Raw genomic sequence first — 17,769 nt, 5'->3', positions numbered from 1 at the left:
GGCTGCGCTCGTTCTCCCCAGTCACTCACTTCAGTAAGCGCCTGGGGATTTCTCACTTGCCTGCCTTGATGCAGCTCGATTGATTTTGTGTATACAACTTTTTTACTTTTTAGAATGACGGCCGTATACCACCCAGGTGATGACCACGCAGGCGACATAGAAGATCAGAAACACTTTCATTGCATCAACCGGCGAGCCCGTTAATGCCAAAGACGTACCAAACGCTTTCGGAATAAAGAAGCCGCCAATCGCGCCAATCGCTGAGATAAAACCCAAAGCCGCTGCTGTGTCAGTCGCTGCCTCACGCATCGCTTTCTCTTCAGAACCGCCTTCCGCTTTCACCCGGTCCATTGTCAGCTTACGGAAGATGACAGAGATCATCTGGAAAGTTGAGCCACTACCCAGACCAGCCGTCAGGAACAGCGCCAGGAATACCGCGAAGAAGGCAATAAAGTTACCACCTACCCCATCGGTTGGCAGGGTCAGGAACAGTAAGGCGCTGAAGACGGCCATCAACACGAAGTTAACCAATGTCACGCGAGTCCCGCCCAGACGGTCGGAAATTGCCCCGCCGGCAGAACGCGCCAGTGCACCAATCAGCGGGCCAAAGAAGGCGTAATGCAGGATCTGCACTTCCGGGAACTGCGTTTTTGACAGCATCGCGAAACCTGCGGAGAAGCCGATAAAAGAGCCGAAGGTTGCCAGATACAGCAGGCTCATAATCCACAGATGTCCGCGTTTCAGCACCGGCAATTGCTCTTTCAGCGACGCTTTCGACGTTGCCAGTTCGTTCATACCAAACCATGCCGCCAGCGTGAAAATCGCAAGGAACGGTACCCAAATCCAGGCGGCGTTGGCCAGATACAGCTGCGTGCCGTCCGGTTGTTCAACGCCGTGGCTGCCAAAAGCGGCGAAGATGGACAGTGAGACCACCAGCGGCGCAACTAACTGCATCACGCTGACGCCCATGTTGCCCAAACCACCGTTCAGCCCCAACGCACCACCCTGCTTCTGCTTTGGAAAGAAGAAGCTGATGTTTGCCATGCTGGACGCAAAGTTTGCACCGGCAAAGCCGCACAGCAGGGAGATAATAATAAAGGTACTGAACGGCGTGGTGGTATCCTGCACAGCAAAGCCTAACCACACGCAGGGGATTATCAGGATACCTGTGCTGAATGCCGTCCAGCGACGACCGCCGAACAGAGGAACCATAAAGGAGTACGGTACGCGCAGCAGTGCGCCGGAAACTGAAGGCAATGCCGTCAGCATAAACAGCTGCTCAGTGGTAAAATCGAATCCCACTTTCGGTAAGTTCACCGCCACTGCGCTAAATAACATCCATACGCAAAACGCCAGCAGCAGGCAAGGGACTGAAATCCACAGGTTACGGCTGGCAACTCGTTGACCACGCTGTTCCCAGAAGGCGGGATCTTCCGGCCGCCATTCTGTGATTACAGCTCCAGATGCCCTTTCCGGGGCAGATGAGTGACTCATAGACACCTCTGATACTTGTTTCGATGCCTGCAACATTAGGGTTTACAGCCGGGGGTAAGTTGATATAAATCAAAGGAAAAGGTGTCATTATTAACGCCTAAAATTTATCATTACCCTAAATGAGTACATAACTTCGGTAAAAAAGATGTGGTTTTTCACGCTTCTGTCGCACCCTACTCCCCAACGTCCGGGATCTCTCCCCCCGTCGGCAATTAAGGGGTAGCCCGTTTGAGGTATGGGTATACTCCAGTGTATCGCTGAGAATAGCGGCACTGCCTGCAGCAGATTCGTCATTCAATAAGGTTTTCTGCTCACTGAAAACCCGAAGGAAGAAGTCACATGTTTAAACGTTGTCTTTCCCCGCTTACGCTGGTTAACCAGGTGGCGCTGATTGTTTTACTGTCTACCGCGCTTGGCGTGGCGGGTATGGCTGTCTCCGGCTGGCTGGTACAAGGCATTCAGGGTAGCGCTCACGCAATCAATAAAGCCGGCTCGCTACGTATGCAGAGCTACCGTTTGTTGGCTGCCGTACCGCTGGATGCCAGCGATCAACCGCTGCTGGATGAAATGGAACAAACAGCGTTTAGCCCTGAACTGACTCGCGCCGCAAAACGCGACGGCCAGCAGGCCCAGTTAAAAGCATTGCAGGATTACTGGCACACCGAACTGGCACCGGGGCTTAAACATGCACAAACGGGTGATGCGGTCGCCGATGACGTTTCGCGCTTTGTGACCGGGCTGGATAAGCTGGTTACCGCCTTTGACCATACCACGGAGTTGCGTATTGAACGCGTCGTTATGCTGCATCGCCTGATGGCGGTGTTTATGGCTCTGCTGCTGGTCTTTACGATTATCTGGCTGCGCGTACGCCTGCTGCAGCCATGGAAACAGCTGTTGGCGATGGCGCGCGCCGTCAGCCAGCGTGATTTTACGCAACGTGCGCATATCAGCGGGCGTAATGAGATGGCGGCACTGGGTTCGGCACTGAACAATATGTCAGAAGAACTGGCCGAAAGTTACGCCGTACTGGAACAGCGGGTACAGGAAAAAACCGCAGGTCTGGAACATAAAAACCAGATCCTCTCTTTCCTGTGGCAAGCCAACCGCCGTCTGCACTCACAGATACCGTTGTGTGAGCGGCTTTCACCGGTACTCAACGGGTTGCAAAATTTAACGCTACTGCACGATATTGAGTTGCGGGTTTATGACCTGGAAGATGAAGATAATCATCAGGAATTTACCTGCCAGTCGAGTGCCAGTTGCGATGAAAAAGGTTGTCATCTGTGTCCTCGAGGTACACTGCCCGCCATTGAGGGTGGCACTACGCTGAAATGGCGGCTGACCGATGCACATACCCAGTACGGTATTCTGCTCGCCACCTTGCCGTACGGGCGTCATCTCAGTCACGATCAGCAGCAACTGGTCGATACTCTGGTAGAGCAACTCACCGCAACACTGGCGCTGGACAGGCACCAGGAACGTCAGCAGCAGTTGATCGTCATGGAAGAGCGTGCCACCATTGCTCGCGAACTGCATGATTCTATTGCACAATCGCTCTCCTGTATGAAAATGCAGGTCAGCTGTTTGCAGATGCAGGGCGACGCACTCCCTGAGAACAGTCGTGAGTTGCTAAGTCAGATTCGTAACGAGCTGAACGCCTCCTGGGCACAGCTACGTGAATTGTTGACCACCTTCCGTTTGCAGTTGACTGAGCCTGGGTTGCGGCCTGCGCTGGAAGCCAGTTGCCAGGAATACAGCGCTCGCTTTGGTTTTACGGTGAAGCTAGATTATCAGCTGCCGCCGCGCCTGGTTCCATCCCATCAGGCGATCCACCTGTTGCAGATTGCCCGTGAGGCCCTGAGCAATGCGCTTAAACACTCTCAGGCCAATGAAGTGATCGTGACGGTGGTGCAAAATGGCAAACAGGTCAAATTGACCGTTCAAGATAACGGCTGCGGCGTACCGGAAAACGCCGAACGCAGTAACCACTACGGCATGATTATAATGCGCGACCGTGCGCAGAGCTTGCGCGGCGATTGCCGTGTACGCCGTCGAGAGACGGGCGGTACTGAAGTTGCTGTCACTTTTATTCCCGAAACAAACCTCACAGAAGTCCAAGGAGATACCCATGAGTAATCTGGAACCGGCAACCATCCTGTTGATCGACGATCATCCGATGCTGCGCACCGGTGTAAAACAGCTTGTCAGCATGGCGTCCGATATCACCGTGGTCGGCGAAGCCAGTAATGGCGAGCAGGGTATCGAGCTGGCTGAATCCCTTGATCCCGATCTGATCCTGTTAGATCTCAACATGCCCGGCATGAACGGTCTGGAAACGCTGGATAAGCTACGAGAGAAATCTCTGTCCGGACGCATCGTCGTTTTCAGTGTTTCCAACCATGAAGAAGACGTAGTGACCGCCCTGAAACGCGGTGCTGACGGCTATCTGTTGAAAGACATGGAGCCAGAAGATCTACTGAAAGCATTGCAACAAGCTGCCGCCGGCGAAATGGTACTAAGTGAAGCCTTAACCCCTGTGCTGGCCGCCAGCCTGCGCGCTAACCGTGCGACCTCCGATCGTGATGTGACTCAGTTGACGCCGCGTGAACGCGATATTCTGAAGCTCATCGCCCAGGGGCTGCCTAACAAGATGATTGCGCGCCGCCTCGACATCACCGAAAGCACGGTAAAAGTGCATGTGAAGCATATGCTGAAGAAAATGAAGCTTAAATCACGCGTTGAAGCCGCGGTATGGGTGCACCAGGAACGCATCTTCTGATAACGCGAGTATTAGCGAGGATCATTTCCCGAAACGGTATTAAACGGTTCGGTCAGTGATAGCGTGATCTCATTGGAAGAGACACGCTGGCCCTGCTCATCTTCCACGACGACGGACAGCCGCCAACGGTTGGTTGCGCCTTCACTGCTATCCCACTTCGGCATAATAATCGTCCAGCCCTGCGCACTGCGAGGATGGCTTCCGGCCGTTAAACTCAATGCTTTCGTGTCTCCCTGCCATGTCAGATGGCGGATGCCATACCGACTACGCACCTGTAATTTCAACGCTACCGTCTCGCCGGGTTTCAGATCCCACGGCGGTGTCGTCAGAAATACAGATAAGGTTTTACGCTGGCGATATTCCAGCGTTGGCAGGCTGTTACGCTGAGGATCGTCATAACGGCTCCCGCGCAGCGATCGGCTGCTTGCGACTTCACTCACCATTAGCTGTTTTTTTAGCGGAACGCCAAAACGATAATTGAGGGTCAATCCCAGATTATTTTGGCTTATCCCGCTTTCGCCTTGTTTATGCTGCGCGGTCACCGTAATCAACGGTACTGGCGTATAGCTCAGTCCCAAATTTACCGCCACCGGGTTGCGGTAGCCCGTTCCCGAGTGGAAAAGGTCCACCCGATCACCAAAATATTGCTCGACGCTGACGCTGGTATTGAGATGCTCATAAAAGGGTAGCCGCATCAACGCGGTAAGGTCGTAGCCCCGCGCCATCCTTTGTTCCTGTGTTGAAGAACGATTCTGCCACGAGGAAAACGGCTGGTAGTAGTTGGCGGATAGCCGCAGATACTCTCCCCACGCCTCGGCGCCAAACCCGCCGCGCGACAGATTCTCGTCCAGCAGGTTATCGTAAAAGGTGTTATAGCCCAGCAACCAACCGTCGCGTACCCAGCGTTGTCCAATCCCCGCATTACTCACCAGCCCTTCGTCACGTTGGGTGAGCCCCAACTGACTCCAGGTCAGAAAGCGTTGATTATCCTGCCACGGAATAAACCAGCTTCCCCGACTGCCGGTAAAACTGCCTTCATTATCCACCTGCAGCCCAACGCTGGCATTCCCCCACGGAGAAAGCCAGGATTCAAGCTGTTGATTTACCTGCTCACTGACCGTGTCGCGAACCTGACCAAATGCAAACTGTTTGGCTTGTTCGCCAGTATCAAGTCCGTTATCGATCATGCTGGCTTCACCAAAGGCTTTGACCACTTCAGCAAACTGTTTTTCGCCCGCGCGGGATTCTGGCGCCATACCGAGGTCTGGCAAGCCATCATTGTTGTTATCGAAAGGGTTTTCAGCGCGCTGCATGAAGGAAGACTGCGCACTGGCAGTACCTCCTGCCAGTAGCAAGAGTGTGAATACAGCACAAAAAGCGTGATAATAACGGCTCAAATCGTCAGTTGTTTCTTACATCAATAAATTATGGCGTAGTACTTAACCTAAACCATAACGCCTTCGGCCCTGATTTACAGCCCTTTTCCCCGTTTTCAGGCTATTCTGACCCGGAAAAAAAGGGGTACTTACCGATTTACCCCTCCGTTATTTTCCACAGCAGACAACACGGAGTAACATAGCCGCTGGTAATTATCCCTCCCATTCGACAACAGGAGTCAAAATGCAAAAGATAGTGATCATCGCGAACGGTGCAGCCTATGGAAGTGAGTCGTTATTCAACAGTCTGCGTCTGGCCATTGCTCTGCGCGAGCAGGAGGGCAACCTCGACCTGCGTCTGTTTTTAATGTCGGATGCCGTCACTGCAGGGTTGCGCGGGCAGAAACCCGCAGAAGGTTATAATATTCAGCAAATGCTGGAAATCCTGACAGCACAAAACGTTCCGGTAAAACTCTGCAAAACCTGTACCGATGGCCGCGGGATCACTGCCCTGCCGTTAATTGATGGCGTTGAAGTCGGTACGCTGGTAGAACTGGCTCAGTGGACGCTGGCAGCAGATAAGGTTTTGACCTTCTGATGCCAACCCTTTCAGGCAAGCGTACTGAAAGTGCCGGAAATTTCCCGATTTAATCTCAGATGGGCGCGGTTTCGTTAAACGTAAGCTCGCCCTTTCAACCCTTTTAAGGGATTTTGTCATTTTTGTTTAACCGTTATGCCATTTTTTGATCAAAATCAGCATCCCACGCCCTCCCCTTTGGTGTTATGCAATGAGTGAAATGTGAACAACATCACGCAGCACTTTCGACAGAAAGTACGTTGTTTTCAAGAACGGGGTGAAAAATGGCATTAGTGAAGGCAAGTTTGAAATTATTTGGTGGAGATACGGTGGTGGTACGCTGCTCAGAGCGTTGTCACATCCATCTGATGAGCGAGAAAAATCACGTCAAAGACACGCAGACCGACATTTTAAGCGTGCAGAATCGTGATAACGCATGGCTGACCGTACCGTATACCGGCATCTGGAACGTGCTGATCGACAGCCACAGCCAGTCTCTGGAGCATTCAATCAGTTATATTGCAGCCTGATGATGTAATGCCCGAAAGCAGCTACGCTTATCGGGCACACAACAGATAACCCGGCAACGCTTAGGCAAATCCTGGTCGCATGACGCCTTCCGGCAGGTTCTCTCCCAACAATCTTTTGACCGTAATCACCAGATCGTTAAGACAGTCATCCTGCATCCCCAACTTCACCAATTCCTGTTCCAGCGAGAACAGATATTGCGCGTTGGTTCCCAATGGTCCACTGGCAGAAGCAATAAGCGGCGCGATAACCTGAGCACGGGTATCGGACTCAAACAATGGATGTCGCGGATCCATAATAAAGACCAGCGCACTCACCGTTCGGCCATCATCCAGCGTGAGCTGACACCAGGTTGGAAGATAACATCCGGTGATCATTTCACGTTTCCACAGTAGGGACAGCTCTTGCTCCAGCGAGGCATCCGGTAAACGGTAAGCCACACCCGTAGTGCGCCCCCCCTCTTTCAGGGCCAACATCCGTCCCGGCTGACACGCCGTTCCTCGCCCTGCCGTCAGGCGCAAACAAAATGCGCGATGCCAGCCGACTAACGTCCCGGTACAGGACTCTTCAAACTCTAACGCCGGGTTCCACATCAACGATCCATAACCAAAGATCCACACCGGTCCATCATCTGGACGGCAGGCAAGCGTGGCGGCCAGTGAGGCTGCCCGTTGTTCCGCCGACCAGAGTAGTGATTCTTCAATATCACCAAATGCCGTCTTACAGTCAGCATTCAATAAAAAATCACGCGTTAACACCTTACACCTCCGCCACTGCAACTTCCCTGCGACAACTTTTTTGACGCCTTCCAGGCTTTTTTACTGCTCATTTTGAAACCAATACCAGGACAATAGGCAATTCACCGGCTGCATGCAAGGCAACAAAGGCTCAACGGCACTTTATATCCTCTTTTTATGTCCCGATCTGGCGCGACCGTTAGCATATCATCGTGTGATATTTTGATTGATTCAGAAACCTAACATCTTGTTATTTAAATGCTCTCTAAACAAGACACACCATTTTGTTCGCTTTGATGCAAAAAATGGTCCATGCCGTAAAATTACGTAAAATCAGATCGGAAATACCGAAAGATCTGTTATTTTTTACATTCTTTAATACATTTATAATTATAAGCACCTGCAGAGATGGAGAATTAATGACATGACACATGCACATGAGGCGGTAAAAACCCGCCACAAGGAGACCTCACTCGCCTTTCCGATTTTGGCGCTGGTAGTACTGTTCTTTTGGGGGAGCAGTCAGTCACTACCAGTGGTCATCGGCATTAACGCACTAGCCCTTATTGGTATATTAAGTAGCGCATTCAGCGTTGTCCGTCATGCAGACGTATTAGCTCACCGACTTGGTGAACCCTATGGCTCGCTGATTCTCAGCCTTTCGGTGGTTATTCTCGAAGTCAGTTTAATTTCCGCATTAATGGCAACCGGTGACGCCGCGCCCACGCTAATGCGCGATACGCTCTATTCCATCATTATGATCGTCACCGGTGGACTGGTCGGGTTTTCATTACTGTTGGGCGGCCGAAAATTTGCTACCCAGTATATGAACCTGTTCGGTATTAAGCAGTATTTAATCGCTTTATTCCCGCTGGCCATTATCGTGCTGGTATTCCCGATGGCATTACCGGGAGCGAATTTCACCACCGCGCAGGCACTGCTGGTAGCGTTAATTTCAGCAGCAATGTACGGCGTATTTTTGCTGATCCAGACCAAAACACACCAGAGCCTGTTCATTTACGAGCATGAAGATGAGGGGGACGGCGACGACCCACATCACGGTAAACCTTCAGCGCACAGCAATCTGTGGCACGCCGCCTGGCTTGTGATCCATTTGATTGCCGTTATTGCCGTTACCAAAATGAATGCCAATCCGCTGGAAACATTACTCACTGAGTTGAATGCACCAGTGGCATTTACCGGTTTCCTGGTAGCGTTGCTCATTCTCTCCCCAGAGGGTTTAGGTGCGCTGAAAGCGGTGCTGAACAACCAGGTGCAGCGAGCGATGAATTTATTCTTCGGCTCGGTACTTGCCACCATCTCACTGACCGTACCTGTCGTCACACTGATTGCGTGGGCAACGGGGAATGACCTGGTGTTCGCGCTGGGCGCCCCAGAGATGATTGTCATGGTTTCTTCGCTGGTGCTGTGCCATATCTCCTTCTCCACCGGACGCACCAATGTGCTCAACGGTGCAGCGCATCTGGCACTGTTTATCGCCTACCTGATGACGATATTCGCCTGATAATCGACTCAGGTGCAACCCACGGCCCTTTACAGGGCCGTTTTTTTATCCATGCTTATTGCTCTGGATAAACCTGCTGGCCATCCACAAACGTGAATAGCGCTTGTGTCTGGTGCAGTTTATCTGCTGCAACGGCCAGAATATCCTGATCCAGAACGGCAAAATCAGCGAGCTTGCCAGCGCGTAAACTCCCTCTCTGCTGTTCGGCAAATGCCAGCCAGGCGGCATTTAGCGTATACATTTTTAACGCTTCTTCCCGGCTGACCCGGCGTTTCTCGTCACGCACAGAGCCGCCGAGCGCTTTCCCCGTCACATGGTATTCAATGGCGTGCCACACACCCGCAACACCAATTCTTGTCGCATCCGTCCCCCCGGCAACGATCACGCCTTGCTCAAGTGCGGGTTGAATGGGGGATGACTGTGCTGCAACGGCGTTGCCATTGGCGCGTTCAATGGCGGGAGATTCAAAATACGGCCCCATCTGTACAGAATAGGCTAAACCTAATTGCTTCATCCGGGCTATCGTCTCTGCCGTACCGGTATTTAAATGGGCAATTGACCAGCGAAGCTGGGAAATATCATGTGATTTCGCCACCTCGCTAATGACATCCAAAATTGCGTCTGCGCTATCATCGGTATAAGCATGTATTTCAACGGGAACTCCTTCCTGCGCCGCCAGCTGTAACACCTTATATTGTTCATTTTTGGCATCTGGCGATGAACTAAATCCGGATGACATCCGCACACCATCATTCATTTCCAGCACCAGGCTTTCACCAAAACCTAAGAAGGATATTTTCCCATCATCATGCACTGCCGGACGAAACGCCAGACGCTGTTTAAACCACTCGGCCTCGTTACCGGGCGGTGCAGACAAGCGATATCCAACACGCATCCTCATTGGCGGCTGTTGCTGAAATTTAAAGAAATCACGATAGGCCTGTTCTTGCCCAGCTGAAGGGTCAATAAAACCCACGACGCCCCGTTTATTTAAATAGTGAATAAAGGCATTGAGGTTTTCTCCTACATTATTATCCTGACTGATCTGAGCGAAAAGTTGGTTAAAACTGCCAATGGTGCCGCGTAATTTCCCCGTGGCAAAACCTTTATCGTTGCGCTCTATAACTATCCCAGCGGGGATAGCTGGCGTAGGGCTGTTAAGCTTGAGAACATCAATAGCGTGTTGATTTAACAACGCATAGTCATAAAGGCTCTGAACATACGCAGGATTTGCAGGCAGCGCCTGATTAAGTTCCTGAAGGGTTGGATCTCGCTTTTCGGCAAATTGTTCAGGTATCCACGATCCCACCACGGCCACCCACTGCGCCGCGTTTTTCTCTTCTGCTGATTGCGACAATTTGCGCAGGGCATCAGGTAACGTTTTGGCATCAAACCAGTAGGTTTCGAATAAGAACGTCCTTCCTCCGCGAATACCATGCAGATGGGTATCAATTAATCCTGGGATAACCGTTTTACCCGCCAGATTAATTTTTCGCGTATTTTGTCCTGACCATTTTTTAATCTCGTCATTATTTCCGACAGCAATAATGTGTTGCCCTTTTACCGCCAGAGCCTGCGCATTTGGCTGTTGTTCGTCCATGGTAATAAGCTGGCCGTTATACAAAATAACATCAGCCTTATCCTGTGCAGAAGCCAAAGAGGATGTTCCCATCAGCATTGCAGCCAACGCCATATTACGAATAGCAGGAGGAGGCGTTTTGAAGCAAAGGCCCATTTTACTCATCATGTTTATCTTCCTTTTTTGTGCATAGCTAATCAGGAAACCTGTGCCGAAACGCAAGGCTGGCAAGTTGCGCGCTGGATACCAGTTGTTCAAGCGAGTGTCCGCAACGCGCTTTTCCCGACAAACCCAACATCGTGGTACAGACGTAATCAGTCATACTTTTCGCCTCCGCGGGGTAACGCTGGGCAATAAAGTTATGGATCTTATTTTCAGCAATCGAGTAGAACGCGCGGGCGGCATTGCGCGCCTCAGGATCATTGCAATGTGTTCCCTCCAGCACTAAACATCCTGCCGCATCAGGATCAGCAGCGTAATGACGTGCCGCCTCCTCAAGCAGCGTTGCCAGACAGTCAGCAACGGGCCTGTCCGCACGTAAAATATCGTCAAAAGGGATCGCATCGGTTTGCACGTAACGGCTCAATACTCGCTGATAGAGGCCGAGCTTATTCCCGAAAGCCGCGTAGAAACTGGGGGGTTTGATACCCAGAACCTGAGTGACATCCGCCACACTAACAGTATCGTAGCCGTGGGCGTGAAATAAACGTTGTACCGTCGCAACCGCCTGTTCCGGGTCAAAATTACGCGGTCGCCCCGGCGCACGCGAACATTTTGTAGTGATCATTATAAATCCATTGACAGAAAACCATGCGGCCATTATATATCGATCACTACATAATTGTTCAAGGAGTATCTGATGTCTTCATTCAAGGGTAAATCGGTGCTGGTTCTTGGTGGTAGTCGTGGGATCGGCGCGGCAATTGTACGCCGCTTTGCCGCGGAGGGGGCATCCGTCACCTTCACGTATTCCGGCTCTCCTGACGCCGCCAAAGCGCTGGCCGATGAGACTGGCACCCGCACGGCGCAAACCGACAGCGCCAGACGCGAGGACGTTATCGCACGGGTGCGGGAAAGTGGCCCGTTAGATGTGTTGGTCGTTAACGCCGGGATTATCCTGTTCGGCGACGCGCTGGATCAGGATCCTGATGAAGTTGAGCGCCTGTTCCGCATTAATATTCACGCCCCCTACTACGCCGCGGTGGAGGCTGCACGCCAGATGCCTGAGGGTGGACGAATCATCATTATCGGTTCAGTAAACGGTGACCGTATGCCCATTGCCGGTATGGCTTCTTATGCGTTAAGCAAGTCGGCACTACAAGGAATGGCAAGAGGGTTGGCTCGTGATTTTGGTCCACGTGGTATTACGGTGAACGTTGTGCAACCCGGCCCGATTGATACCGATGCCAATCCGGCAGAAGGTCCGTTGAAAGAGCTGATGCACAGCTTTATGGCGCTAAAACGGCATGGGCGACCGGAAGAAGTTGCCGGAATGGTTGCCTGGCTTGCTGGCCCTGAAGCAGGGTTTGTGACAGGCGCAATGCATACTATTGACGGCGCGTTTGGCGCCTGATGGGAATAACAGGCCGGAGGAATATCCCCCGGCCTGTTCAACGCTCTTAGTTTTCAGTGTCCAGCTCATCGAAGCTTTTCACCAGATCGTCGATTGCTTTAATCTGCGTGAGGAACTGTTCCAGTTTCGCCAACGGCAGCGCGGACGGACCGTCGCATTTGGCATGGGCTGGATCCGGGTGCGCTTCAATAAACAGACCCGCCAGGCCTACCGCCATACCGGCACGAGCCAGTTCGGTAACCTGTGCGCGACGGCCGCCGCTTGCTGCGCCAAACGGATCGCGGCACTGCAGCGCGTGGGTGACGTCAAAAATCACCGGAGAGTTACCGGAAACTTTCTTCATCACGCTAAAGCCCAGCATATCGACAACCAGGTTGTCATAACCAAAGTTCGCACCACGGTCGCACAGGATAACCTTGTCGTTACCGCCTTCATGGAATTTATCCACGATATTGCCCATCTGGCCCGGGCTCACGAATTGCGGTTTTTTCACGTTAATAACAGCGCCCGTTTTCGCCATCGCTTCGACCAGATCGGTCTGACGTGCGAGGAATGCCGGAAGCTGAATCACATCCACCACATCAGCAACAGGCTGTGCCTGGCTGGCTTCATGAACGTCGGTGATCACTTTTACGCCAAACGTCTGCTTCAGTTCCTGGAAGATTTTCATCCCTTCTTCAAGGCCTGGCCCACGGTAAGAGTGGATGGAAGAACGGTTGGCTTTATCAAAGGAGGCTTTGAACACGTAAGGGATACCCAGCTTTTGAGTAACGGTTACGTAGTGCTCACAAATGCGCATCGCCAGATCGCGGGATTCCAGCACGTTCATTCCGCCAAACAGCACGAACGGCAGGTCATTTGCCACGTTGATGTCGCCAATGCTAACCACTTTTTGTTTCATAGGATCGCCTTAAACGGTAGGTAAAGTGTTATTAATCAATGCAATACAATTTGCTTGTGCGAAATAGTATTAATCTGCGCACGGATCATTTCGCTGATCGGGTCTTCCGGACATTGCTCAACGAAATAACTTAAATCTGTCAGCGCAACATGTTCACATTCCAGCTGCGCGTAAATCAATCCGCGATCGCGTATTTCATACGGATCCTCAGGATTAAACTGCAGTAATGCTTCGCTGGCTCGCAGCGCCAGTTCCATTTGCCTCTCTTCCATTAGCGAAGATTTCAGCGTGTCGAGCAGTTTACGGATCACTTCCGCGTTATCCGCTTCGTCAAGGTCCTCGTTGAACAGTTCAGCAACCGGGCTAATGTTACCCTTCAGCCACACTTCCAACGTGTGTTCATTTAACGTTTCGCCATTGAACGGGTTGATCAACCACATCTCACCTTCCAGCGATTCAATACGCAGGATCAGCTGCGTCGGGAAAATCACCGGAACCAACGGCAGATCCAGTCGGTTAGCAATCCACAATAAGATGGCACCGAGTGAAACCGCACTGCCCTGACGATTTTTCAGGACCTGGTCGAGCCATAGTGCATCAGAAAGACGGTAGACGCCGTGGGTGTCCGTAAACCCCCATTCGCCATAAAAAAGTGCCAGCAGTTTTTCCAGTTGCTCATCCTGAGACAGGAGCTGGCTAATTTCTTCTTGCGCCTGACTAACCAGACGTTCCAGTTCGTCGTAGACAGTTTGTGTTGGAAAATCCAGACGGATTGACTCCGACGCCAGGATCATCCCATCACATAACGGCGCTTTATTAAATTCGAAATCAGCTAACGACCTCATGACTTACCCCAGTAACGGTATTTTTGTGGTGGCGAGTTTAATGATGATGTACAGCACCACCAGCGCCAGCGGAAATGCGATTAATCGCGCCTGCTGGCTGCGCGCCCGACGGTAATCGAGCGCAATAAAACCCAAAACGATGTAAATGATAACCCCAAACAGCTTTTCAGTCAGCCATGTCCCCTGTTCGGTGAATGGCAGGATGTGCGTTTTAGCGATCAACGCCACGCCGCTGAGAAGTAAAACGGTATCAATGATCGGTGGCAGAATACGCGTCCAGCGCGCTGATGCCAGGCGTGTATTGGTAGAACGCCACCAAAAACGCAACGTGAGTAGCCCGACAGAAAGCACGATGCTAACGAGATGAACAGTGAGTAGCGTGCTGAACGAATTCATGATGGGATGCGCCCGAGCGTAATCCGCTCGTTGCCGCCATAGTCACGACAGGTTTCAACCGCCTGGTAACCCGCGCGGGTAAAGGCATCACGGACGGCCTCGCCCTGCTGCCAGCCATGCTCCAGCAACAGATAACCGCCAGTGGTCAACACACGGCGGGACTGGTCGATGATAAGCATTATATCCGCCAGACCATTCTCGCCTGCGACCAGCGCCGACAGTGGCTCAAAGCGCACATCGCCCTGTGCCAGATGCGGATCCTGCTCATCGATGTATGGCGGGTTACTGACGATCATCTCAAACTGTTGTCCCGACAAGGCGCTGAACCAGTCGCTTTGCAACACTCGCACATTGTCGATGGCCAGATTCAGTCGATTGCGGTTTGCCAGTTCTACGGCATCCTGCATGCGGTCAACTGCTGTCACCGTGCAATCCGGACGCTCAGACGCCAGCGCCAGCGCGATGGCACCAGTACCAGTGCCCAGATCAAGAATACGGCACGGCGAGGCAGGCAAACGCGCCAATGCCTGTTCAACCAGACACTCGGTATCCGGACGCGGAATGAGCGTGGCGGGTGAAACAAACAGCGGCAGCGACCAGAATTCACGAACACCGGTTAAGTGCGCGACGGGTTCCCCCCGCTGACGGCGCGCCACCAGCGCGTTCAGCTGTTCACACTGCGCTTCGGTTAATTGCGTTTCGCCAAAAGCCAGAATATAGGTTCGCCCTTTGCCTGTGACGAACTCAAGTATGATCTCGGCATCACGGCGCGGGCTTTCGCTTGCCTGTAATTGGCTGATTGCTTCACGCAACCATTGCTGATAATCCATTAATCTTGCTCGGACAACGCCGCCAACTGATCGGCCTGATATTCCTGGACAATCGGCTCAATAAGCATATCCAGTTTACCTTCCATCGCTTCATCCAGACGGTACAGCGTCAGGTTGATGCGGTGATCGGTCACACGCCCCTGCGGGAAGTTATAGGTACGATTGCGATCGCTACGATCGCCGCTGCCCAACAGGTTACGCCGCTCAGAGGCTTCCGCCTGTTGACGTCTGGCCACTTCGGCGGCACGAATACGCGCCCCCAACACCGACATCGCTTTCGCTTTGTTTTTATGCTGCGAACGTTCGTCCTGACACTCCACCACGATACCAGTTGGCAAGTGAGTAATACGGATTGCTGAGTCGGTGGTGTTAACGTGCTGACCACCCGCCCCCGATGACCGGAAAGTATCAATTCGCAGATCGGCTGGATTGATATCCGGCAGCTCTGCGTCCGGCAGTTCCGGCATCACCGCTACTGTACAGGCAGAAGTATGGATACGTCCCTGAGATTCGGTCGCCGGAACGCGCTGTACGCGATGACCACCGGACTCAAATTTCAGTCGACCGTAGACACCGTCGCCGCTGACTTTAGCAATAATTTCTTTGTAGCCACCATGTTCGCCTTCGTTGGCGCTCATGATCTCTACCCGCCAGCGACGCGATTCAGCATAACGGCTGTACATGCGGAACAAATCACCCGCAAACAGTGCCGCTTCATCACCACCGGTTCCCGCACGCACTTCAAGGAAGGCGTTACGTTCATCATCAGGATCGGTTGGCAACAGCAGAACCTGCAGATGCTGTTCCAGTTGTTCACATTTTTCTTTTGCTTCGCGCAGTTCATCCTGCGCCATTTCACGCATTTCAGGATCGTCGAGCATCATCTGTGCCGTTTCGATATCTTCCTGAACCTGTTGCCAGTCCGTAAAACAACGGGAAACATCACTTAATTGCGCATATTCGCGCGACAATGCACGAAAACGTTCCTGGTCTGCGATGGTTCCCGCATCACCGAGCAGCGCCTGAACTTCTTCATGGCGTTCATGCAGGGCTTCCAGTTTGGCAACGATAGAAGGCTTCATAGGCGTAAATGCACCCTGTAAAAAATGAGATTGGTGTACTGCTACTCCAGCCCGAGGCTGTCGCGCAGAATATTCAGGCGTTCACTGTCCCCGTCACGGGCGGCCTGTTGAAGTGATTTGGTTGGTGCGTGGATCAGGCGGTTAGTCAGTTTCCACGCCAGGTCCTGCATAATGGCTTGCGCATCACCGCCCTGTTCCAGAGCAGCCAACGCTTTGGCGGTCAGTTCATCACGGATTTGTTCAGACTGACTGCGATAATCGCGGATGGTCTCGCTTGCGCTTTGTGCTCGCAGCCAGGCCATAAACTCGCTGGTTTCCTGCGCCACGATGGTTTCCGCTTCCACGGCGGCCGCTTTGCGCTGCGCCAGGTTATGCGAAATGATGCTTTGCAGGTCGTCAACACTGTACAAATAGGCGTTGGACAGTTTGCCCACTTCCGGTTCAACGTCGCGCGGTACCGCAATATCAACCAGCAGCATAGGCTGATTACGGCGATTTTTTAGCGCACGTTCGACCATCCCCTTGCCGATTATCGGCAGCGGGCTGGCGGTAGAACTGATAATAATATCGGCATCCTGTAAGCGGGCATCAATATCGCTCAGAGAAATCACCTCGGCGCCGACTTCATCGGCCAACACCTGCGCACGCTCACGTGTGCGGTTAGCGATGATCATCTTCTTCACTTTGTGCTCACGCAGATGTCGCGCCACCAGTTCGATGGTCTCGCCGGCACCCACTAACAACACCGTTACCGTTGAAAGGGATTCAAAGATCTGACGCGCCAGCGTACAGGCAGCAAAGGCGACTGACACCGCGCTGGCACCGATATCTGTTTCTGTGCGTACACGTTTCGCGACGGAGAATGATTTCTGGAACATACGTTCCAGCGCACTGGCGTTCAGGTGGCCTTTTTGCGAATCCGCAAACGCTTTTTTCACCTGACCGAGAATCTGTGGTTCACCGAGCACCAGTGAATCCAGACCACTGGCAACGCGCATCAGATGGCTGACAGCATCGTTGTCCTGGTGCCAGTAGAGGCTACTGCGCAGATCTTCTTCGTTCAGATTGTGGTACTCACACAGCCAGCGAATCAGCGCTTCCTGCAGGTTATCCTGCTCTTCTACGCTGAGATACAGCTCTGTGCGGTTACACGTCGACAGCACTACCCCGCCCTGCACCATTGGCTGCGCAAGCAGGCTGTCCAGCGCCTGATCGAGCGTGTCCGGCGAAAACGTTACGCGTTCTCGCAGCGATACAGGTGCCGTTTTATGGTTAATACCAAGCGCTAAAAGGGTCATGTGTGCGGGAATAGTACCAGCGTTGATAAGGTTAGACTGCGTGCATCATACAGGATGCGTGCGGCCAATAAAAGAGACTGCCCCCTTTTGGAGTAATAGCTTACGGTTTAAATTAAGATAACGTGACCGTAGACGATATTCACGGTCGGCGCTAGCATTAAGGGTTATAACTGCAACCGCTGGCATGATTTTGCTGGATGGCGAAAAACGCGTCTTACCCGACCTGCGGATTCAGTTTGTAGGCCTGAT

17 protein-coding genes are annotated in these 17,769 nt (G+C 52.4%); 6 read left to right on the top strand and 11 right to left on the bottom strand.

Features of this window, described 5'->3' with window-relative positions; genetic code table 11:
- Nucleotides 1-102: 102 nt before the first annotated feature.
- Nucleotides 103-1,494: a NarK family nitrate/nitrite MFS transporter gene (locus tag NNN64_RS06875; RefSeq protein WP_271440923.1), complete on the bottom strand. Its 1,392-nt coding sequence runs from the start codon at nt 1,492-1,494 to the stop codon at nt 103-105.
- Between the two features lie 339 nt (nt 1,495-1,833).
- Between NNN64_RS06875 and narX the strand changes: the two genes are divergently transcribed.
- Nucleotides 1,834-3,630, top strand: coding sequence for a nitrate/nitrite two-component system sensor histidine kinase NarX (gene narX / locus NNN64_RS06870; protein ID WP_271440922.1), 1,797 nt, complete (start codon nt 1,834-1,836; stop codon nt 3,628-3,630).
- Nucleotides 3,623-4,273, top strand: a complete 651-nt coding sequence (gene narL, locus NNN64_RS06865) for a two-component system response regulator NarL (protein WP_061068018.1) — start codon at nt 3,623-3,625, stop codon at nt 4,271-4,273. The genes narX and narL overlap by 8 nt, the downstream gene beginning before the upstream one ends.
- 11 nt (nt 4,274-4,284) lie before the next feature.
- On the opposite strand, the gene NNN64_RS06860 is transcribed toward narL, so the two are convergent.
- Nucleotides 4,285-5,670 (bottom strand): YchO/YchP family invasin, encoded by a 1,386-nt coding sequence (locus NNN64_RS06860; protein WP_271440921.1) that lies wholly within the window; start codon nt 5,668-5,670, stop codon nt 4,285-4,287.
- 223 nt (nt 5,671-5,893) lie between these two features.
- Here NNN64_RS06860 and NNN64_RS06855 point away from each other — a divergent pair, with 223 nt between their 5' ends.
- Nucleotides 5,894-6,247: a DsrE/DsrF/TusD sulfur relay family protein gene (locus tag NNN64_RS06855; protein ID WP_271440920.1), complete on the top strand. Its 354-nt coding sequence runs from the start codon at nt 5,894-5,896 to the stop codon at nt 6,245-6,247.
- A 263-nt stretch (nt 6,248-6,510) separates the two neighbouring features.
- Entirely contained in the window at nt 6,511-6,756 is a 246-nt protein-coding gene (locus tag NNN64_RS06850; RefSeq protein ID WP_271440919.1) for a DUF1883 domain-containing protein, read from the top strand.
- Between the two features lie 60 nt (nt 6,757-6,816).
- Here NNN64_RS06850 and NNN64_RS06845 read toward each other — a convergent pair whose 3' ends face one another.
- Nucleotides 6,817-7,512, bottom strand: a complete 696-nt coding sequence (locus NNN64_RS06845; RefSeq protein ID WP_101743259.1) for a gamma-glutamylcyclotransferase — start codon at nt 7,510-7,512, stop codon at nt 6,817-6,819.
- A gap of 403 nt (nt 7,513-7,915) precedes the next feature.
- Here NNN64_RS06845 and chaA point away from each other — a divergent pair, with 403 nt between their 5' ends.
- On the top strand, nt 7,916-9,016 hold the full coding sequence (gene chaA, locus NNN64_RS06840) for a sodium-potassium/proton antiporter ChaA (RefSeq protein ID WP_061068020.1): 1,101 nt from the start codon (nt 7,916-7,918) through the stop codon (nt 9,014-9,016).
- Between the two features lie 55 nt (nt 9,017-9,071).
- On the opposite strand, the gene NNN64_RS06835 is transcribed toward chaA, so the two are convergent.
- Together NNN64_RS06835 and NNN64_RS06830 are read right to left on the bottom strand one after the other, a co-directional pair.
- Nucleotides 9,072-10,763, bottom strand: a complete 1,692-nt coding sequence (locus NNN64_RS06835; RefSeq protein WP_271440918.1) for an amidohydrolase — start codon at nt 10,761-10,763, stop codon at nt 9,072-9,074.
- Between the two features lie 25 nt (nt 10,764-10,788).
- On the bottom strand, nt 10,789-11,382 hold the full coding sequence (locus tag NNN64_RS06830; protein ID WP_271440917.1) for a TetR/AcrR family transcriptional regulator: 594 nt from the start codon (nt 11,380-11,382) through the stop codon (nt 10,789-10,791).
- 72 nt (nt 11,383-11,454) lie between these two features.
- On the opposite strand from NNN64_RS06830, the gene bdcA reads away from it, so the two are divergent.
- Nucleotides 11,455-12,168: an SDR family oxidoreductase gene (gene bdcA / locus NNN64_RS06825; RefSeq protein WP_137381688.1), complete on the top strand. Its 714-nt coding sequence runs from the start codon at nt 11,455-11,457 to the stop codon at nt 12,166-12,168.
- Nucleotides 12,169-12,214: 46 nt separating this feature from the next.
- Here bdcA and kdsA read toward each other — a convergent pair whose 3' ends face one another.
- Genes kdsA through hemA form a run of 6 tightly spaced genes read right to left on the bottom strand, consistent with a single transcriptional unit; the run spans nt 12,215 to nt 17,520 of the window.
- Nucleotides 12,215-13,069 (bottom strand): 3-deoxy-8-phosphooctulonate synthase, encoded by an 855-nt coding sequence (gene kdsA, locus NNN64_RS06820; RefSeq protein ID WP_048211463.1) that lies wholly within the window; start codon nt 13,067-13,069, stop codon nt 12,215-12,217.
- A 35-nt stretch (nt 13,070-13,104) separates the two neighbouring features.
- Nucleotides 13,105-13,914, bottom strand: a complete 810-nt coding sequence (gene sirB1, locus NNN64_RS06815) for an invasion regulator SirB1 (protein ID WP_202038490.1) — start codon at nt 13,912-13,914, stop codon at nt 13,105-13,107.
- Between the two features lie 3 nt (nt 13,915-13,917).
- Nucleotides 13,918-14,310, bottom strand: coding sequence for an invasion regulator SirB2 (gene sirB2 / locus NNN64_RS06810; protein WP_271440916.1), 393 nt, complete (start codon nt 14,308-14,310; stop codon nt 13,918-13,920).
- Nucleotides 14,307-15,140 (bottom strand): peptide chain release factor N(5)-glutamine methyltransferase, encoded by an 834-nt coding sequence (gene prmC, locus NNN64_RS06805; protein ID WP_271440915.1) that lies wholly within the window; start codon nt 15,138-15,140, stop codon nt 14,307-14,309. Before prmC ends, sirB2 begins: the two co-directional genes overlap by 4 nt.
- Nucleotides 15,140-16,222, bottom strand: a complete 1,083-nt coding sequence (gene prfA, locus NNN64_RS06800) for a peptide chain release factor 1 (protein WP_271440914.1) — start codon at nt 16,220-16,222, stop codon at nt 15,140-15,142. Before prfA ends, prmC begins: the two co-directional genes overlap by 1 nt.
- Nucleotides 16,223-16,263: 41 nt before the next feature.
- On the bottom strand, nt 16,264-17,520 hold the full coding sequence (gene hemA / locus NNN64_RS06795) for a glutamyl-tRNA reductase (protein ID WP_040233235.1): 1,257 nt from the start codon (nt 17,518-17,520) through the stop codon (nt 16,264-16,266).
- Nucleotides 17,521-17,769 lie beyond the last annotated feature (249 nt).

This window comes from Citrobacter sp. Igbk 14 (assembly GCF_028069825.1).
Taxonomy (GTDB): Bacteria; Pseudomonadota; Gammaproteobacteria; order Enterobacterales; family Enterobacteriaceae; genus Citrobacter.
This window is presented reverse-complemented; position numbering and strand designations above follow the sequence as displayed.

Coding starts and splice junctions, on each gene's coding strand:
- NNN64_RS06875 (WP_271440923.1), bottom strand. CDS start 1,494: ATGAGTCACTCATCTGCCCCGGAAAGGGCATCTGGAGCTGTAATCACA.
- narX (WP_271440922.1), top strand. CDS start 1,834: ATGTTTAAACGTTGTCTTTCCCCGCTTACGCTGGTTAACCAGGTGGCG.
- narL (WP_061068018.1), top strand. CDS start 3,623: ATGAGTAATCTGGAACCGGCAACCATCCTGTTGATCGACGATCATCCG.
- NNN64_RS06855 (WP_271440920.1), top strand. CDS start 5,894: ATGCAAAAGATAGTGATCATCGCGAACGGTGCAGCCTATGGAAGTGAG.
- NNN64_RS06850 (WP_271440919.1), top strand. CDS start 6,511: ATGGCATTAGTGAAGGCAAGTTTGAAATTATTTGGTGGAGATACGGTG.
- chaA (WP_061068020.1), top strand. CDS start 7,916: ATGACACATGCACATGAGGCGGTAAAAACCCGCCACAAGGAGACCTCA.
- NNN64_RS06835 (WP_271440918.1), bottom strand. CDS start 10,763: ATGATGAGTAAAATGGGCCTTTGCTTCAAAACGCCTCCTCCTGCTATT.
- NNN64_RS06830 (WP_271440917.1), bottom strand. CDS start 11,382: ATGATCACTACAAAATGTTCGCGTGCGCCGGGGCGACCGCGTAATTTT.
- bdcA (WP_137381688.1), top strand. CDS start 11,455: ATGTCTTCATTCAAGGGTAAATCGGTGCTGGTTCTTGGTGGTAGTCGT.
- kdsA (WP_048211463.1), bottom strand. CDS start 13,069: ATGAAACAAAAAGTGGTTAGCATTGGCGACATCAACGTGGCAAATGAC.
- sirB1 (WP_202038490.1), bottom strand. CDS start 13,914: ATGAGGTCGTTAGCTGATTTCGAATTTAATAAAGCGCCGTTATGTGAT.
- sirB2 (WP_271440916.1), bottom strand. CDS start 14,310: ATGAATTCGTTCAGCACGCTACTCACTGTTCATCTCGTTAGCATCGTG.
- prmC (WP_271440915.1), bottom strand. CDS start 15,140: ATGGATTATCAGCAATGGTTGCGTGAAGCAATCAGCCAATTACAGGCA.
- prfA (WP_271440914.1), bottom strand. CDS start 16,222: ATGAAGCCTTCTATCGTTGCCAAACTGGAAGCCCTGCATGAACGCCAT.
- hemA (WP_040233235.1), bottom strand. CDS start 17,520: ATGACCCTTTTAGCGCTTGGTATTAACCATAAAACGGCACCTGTATCG.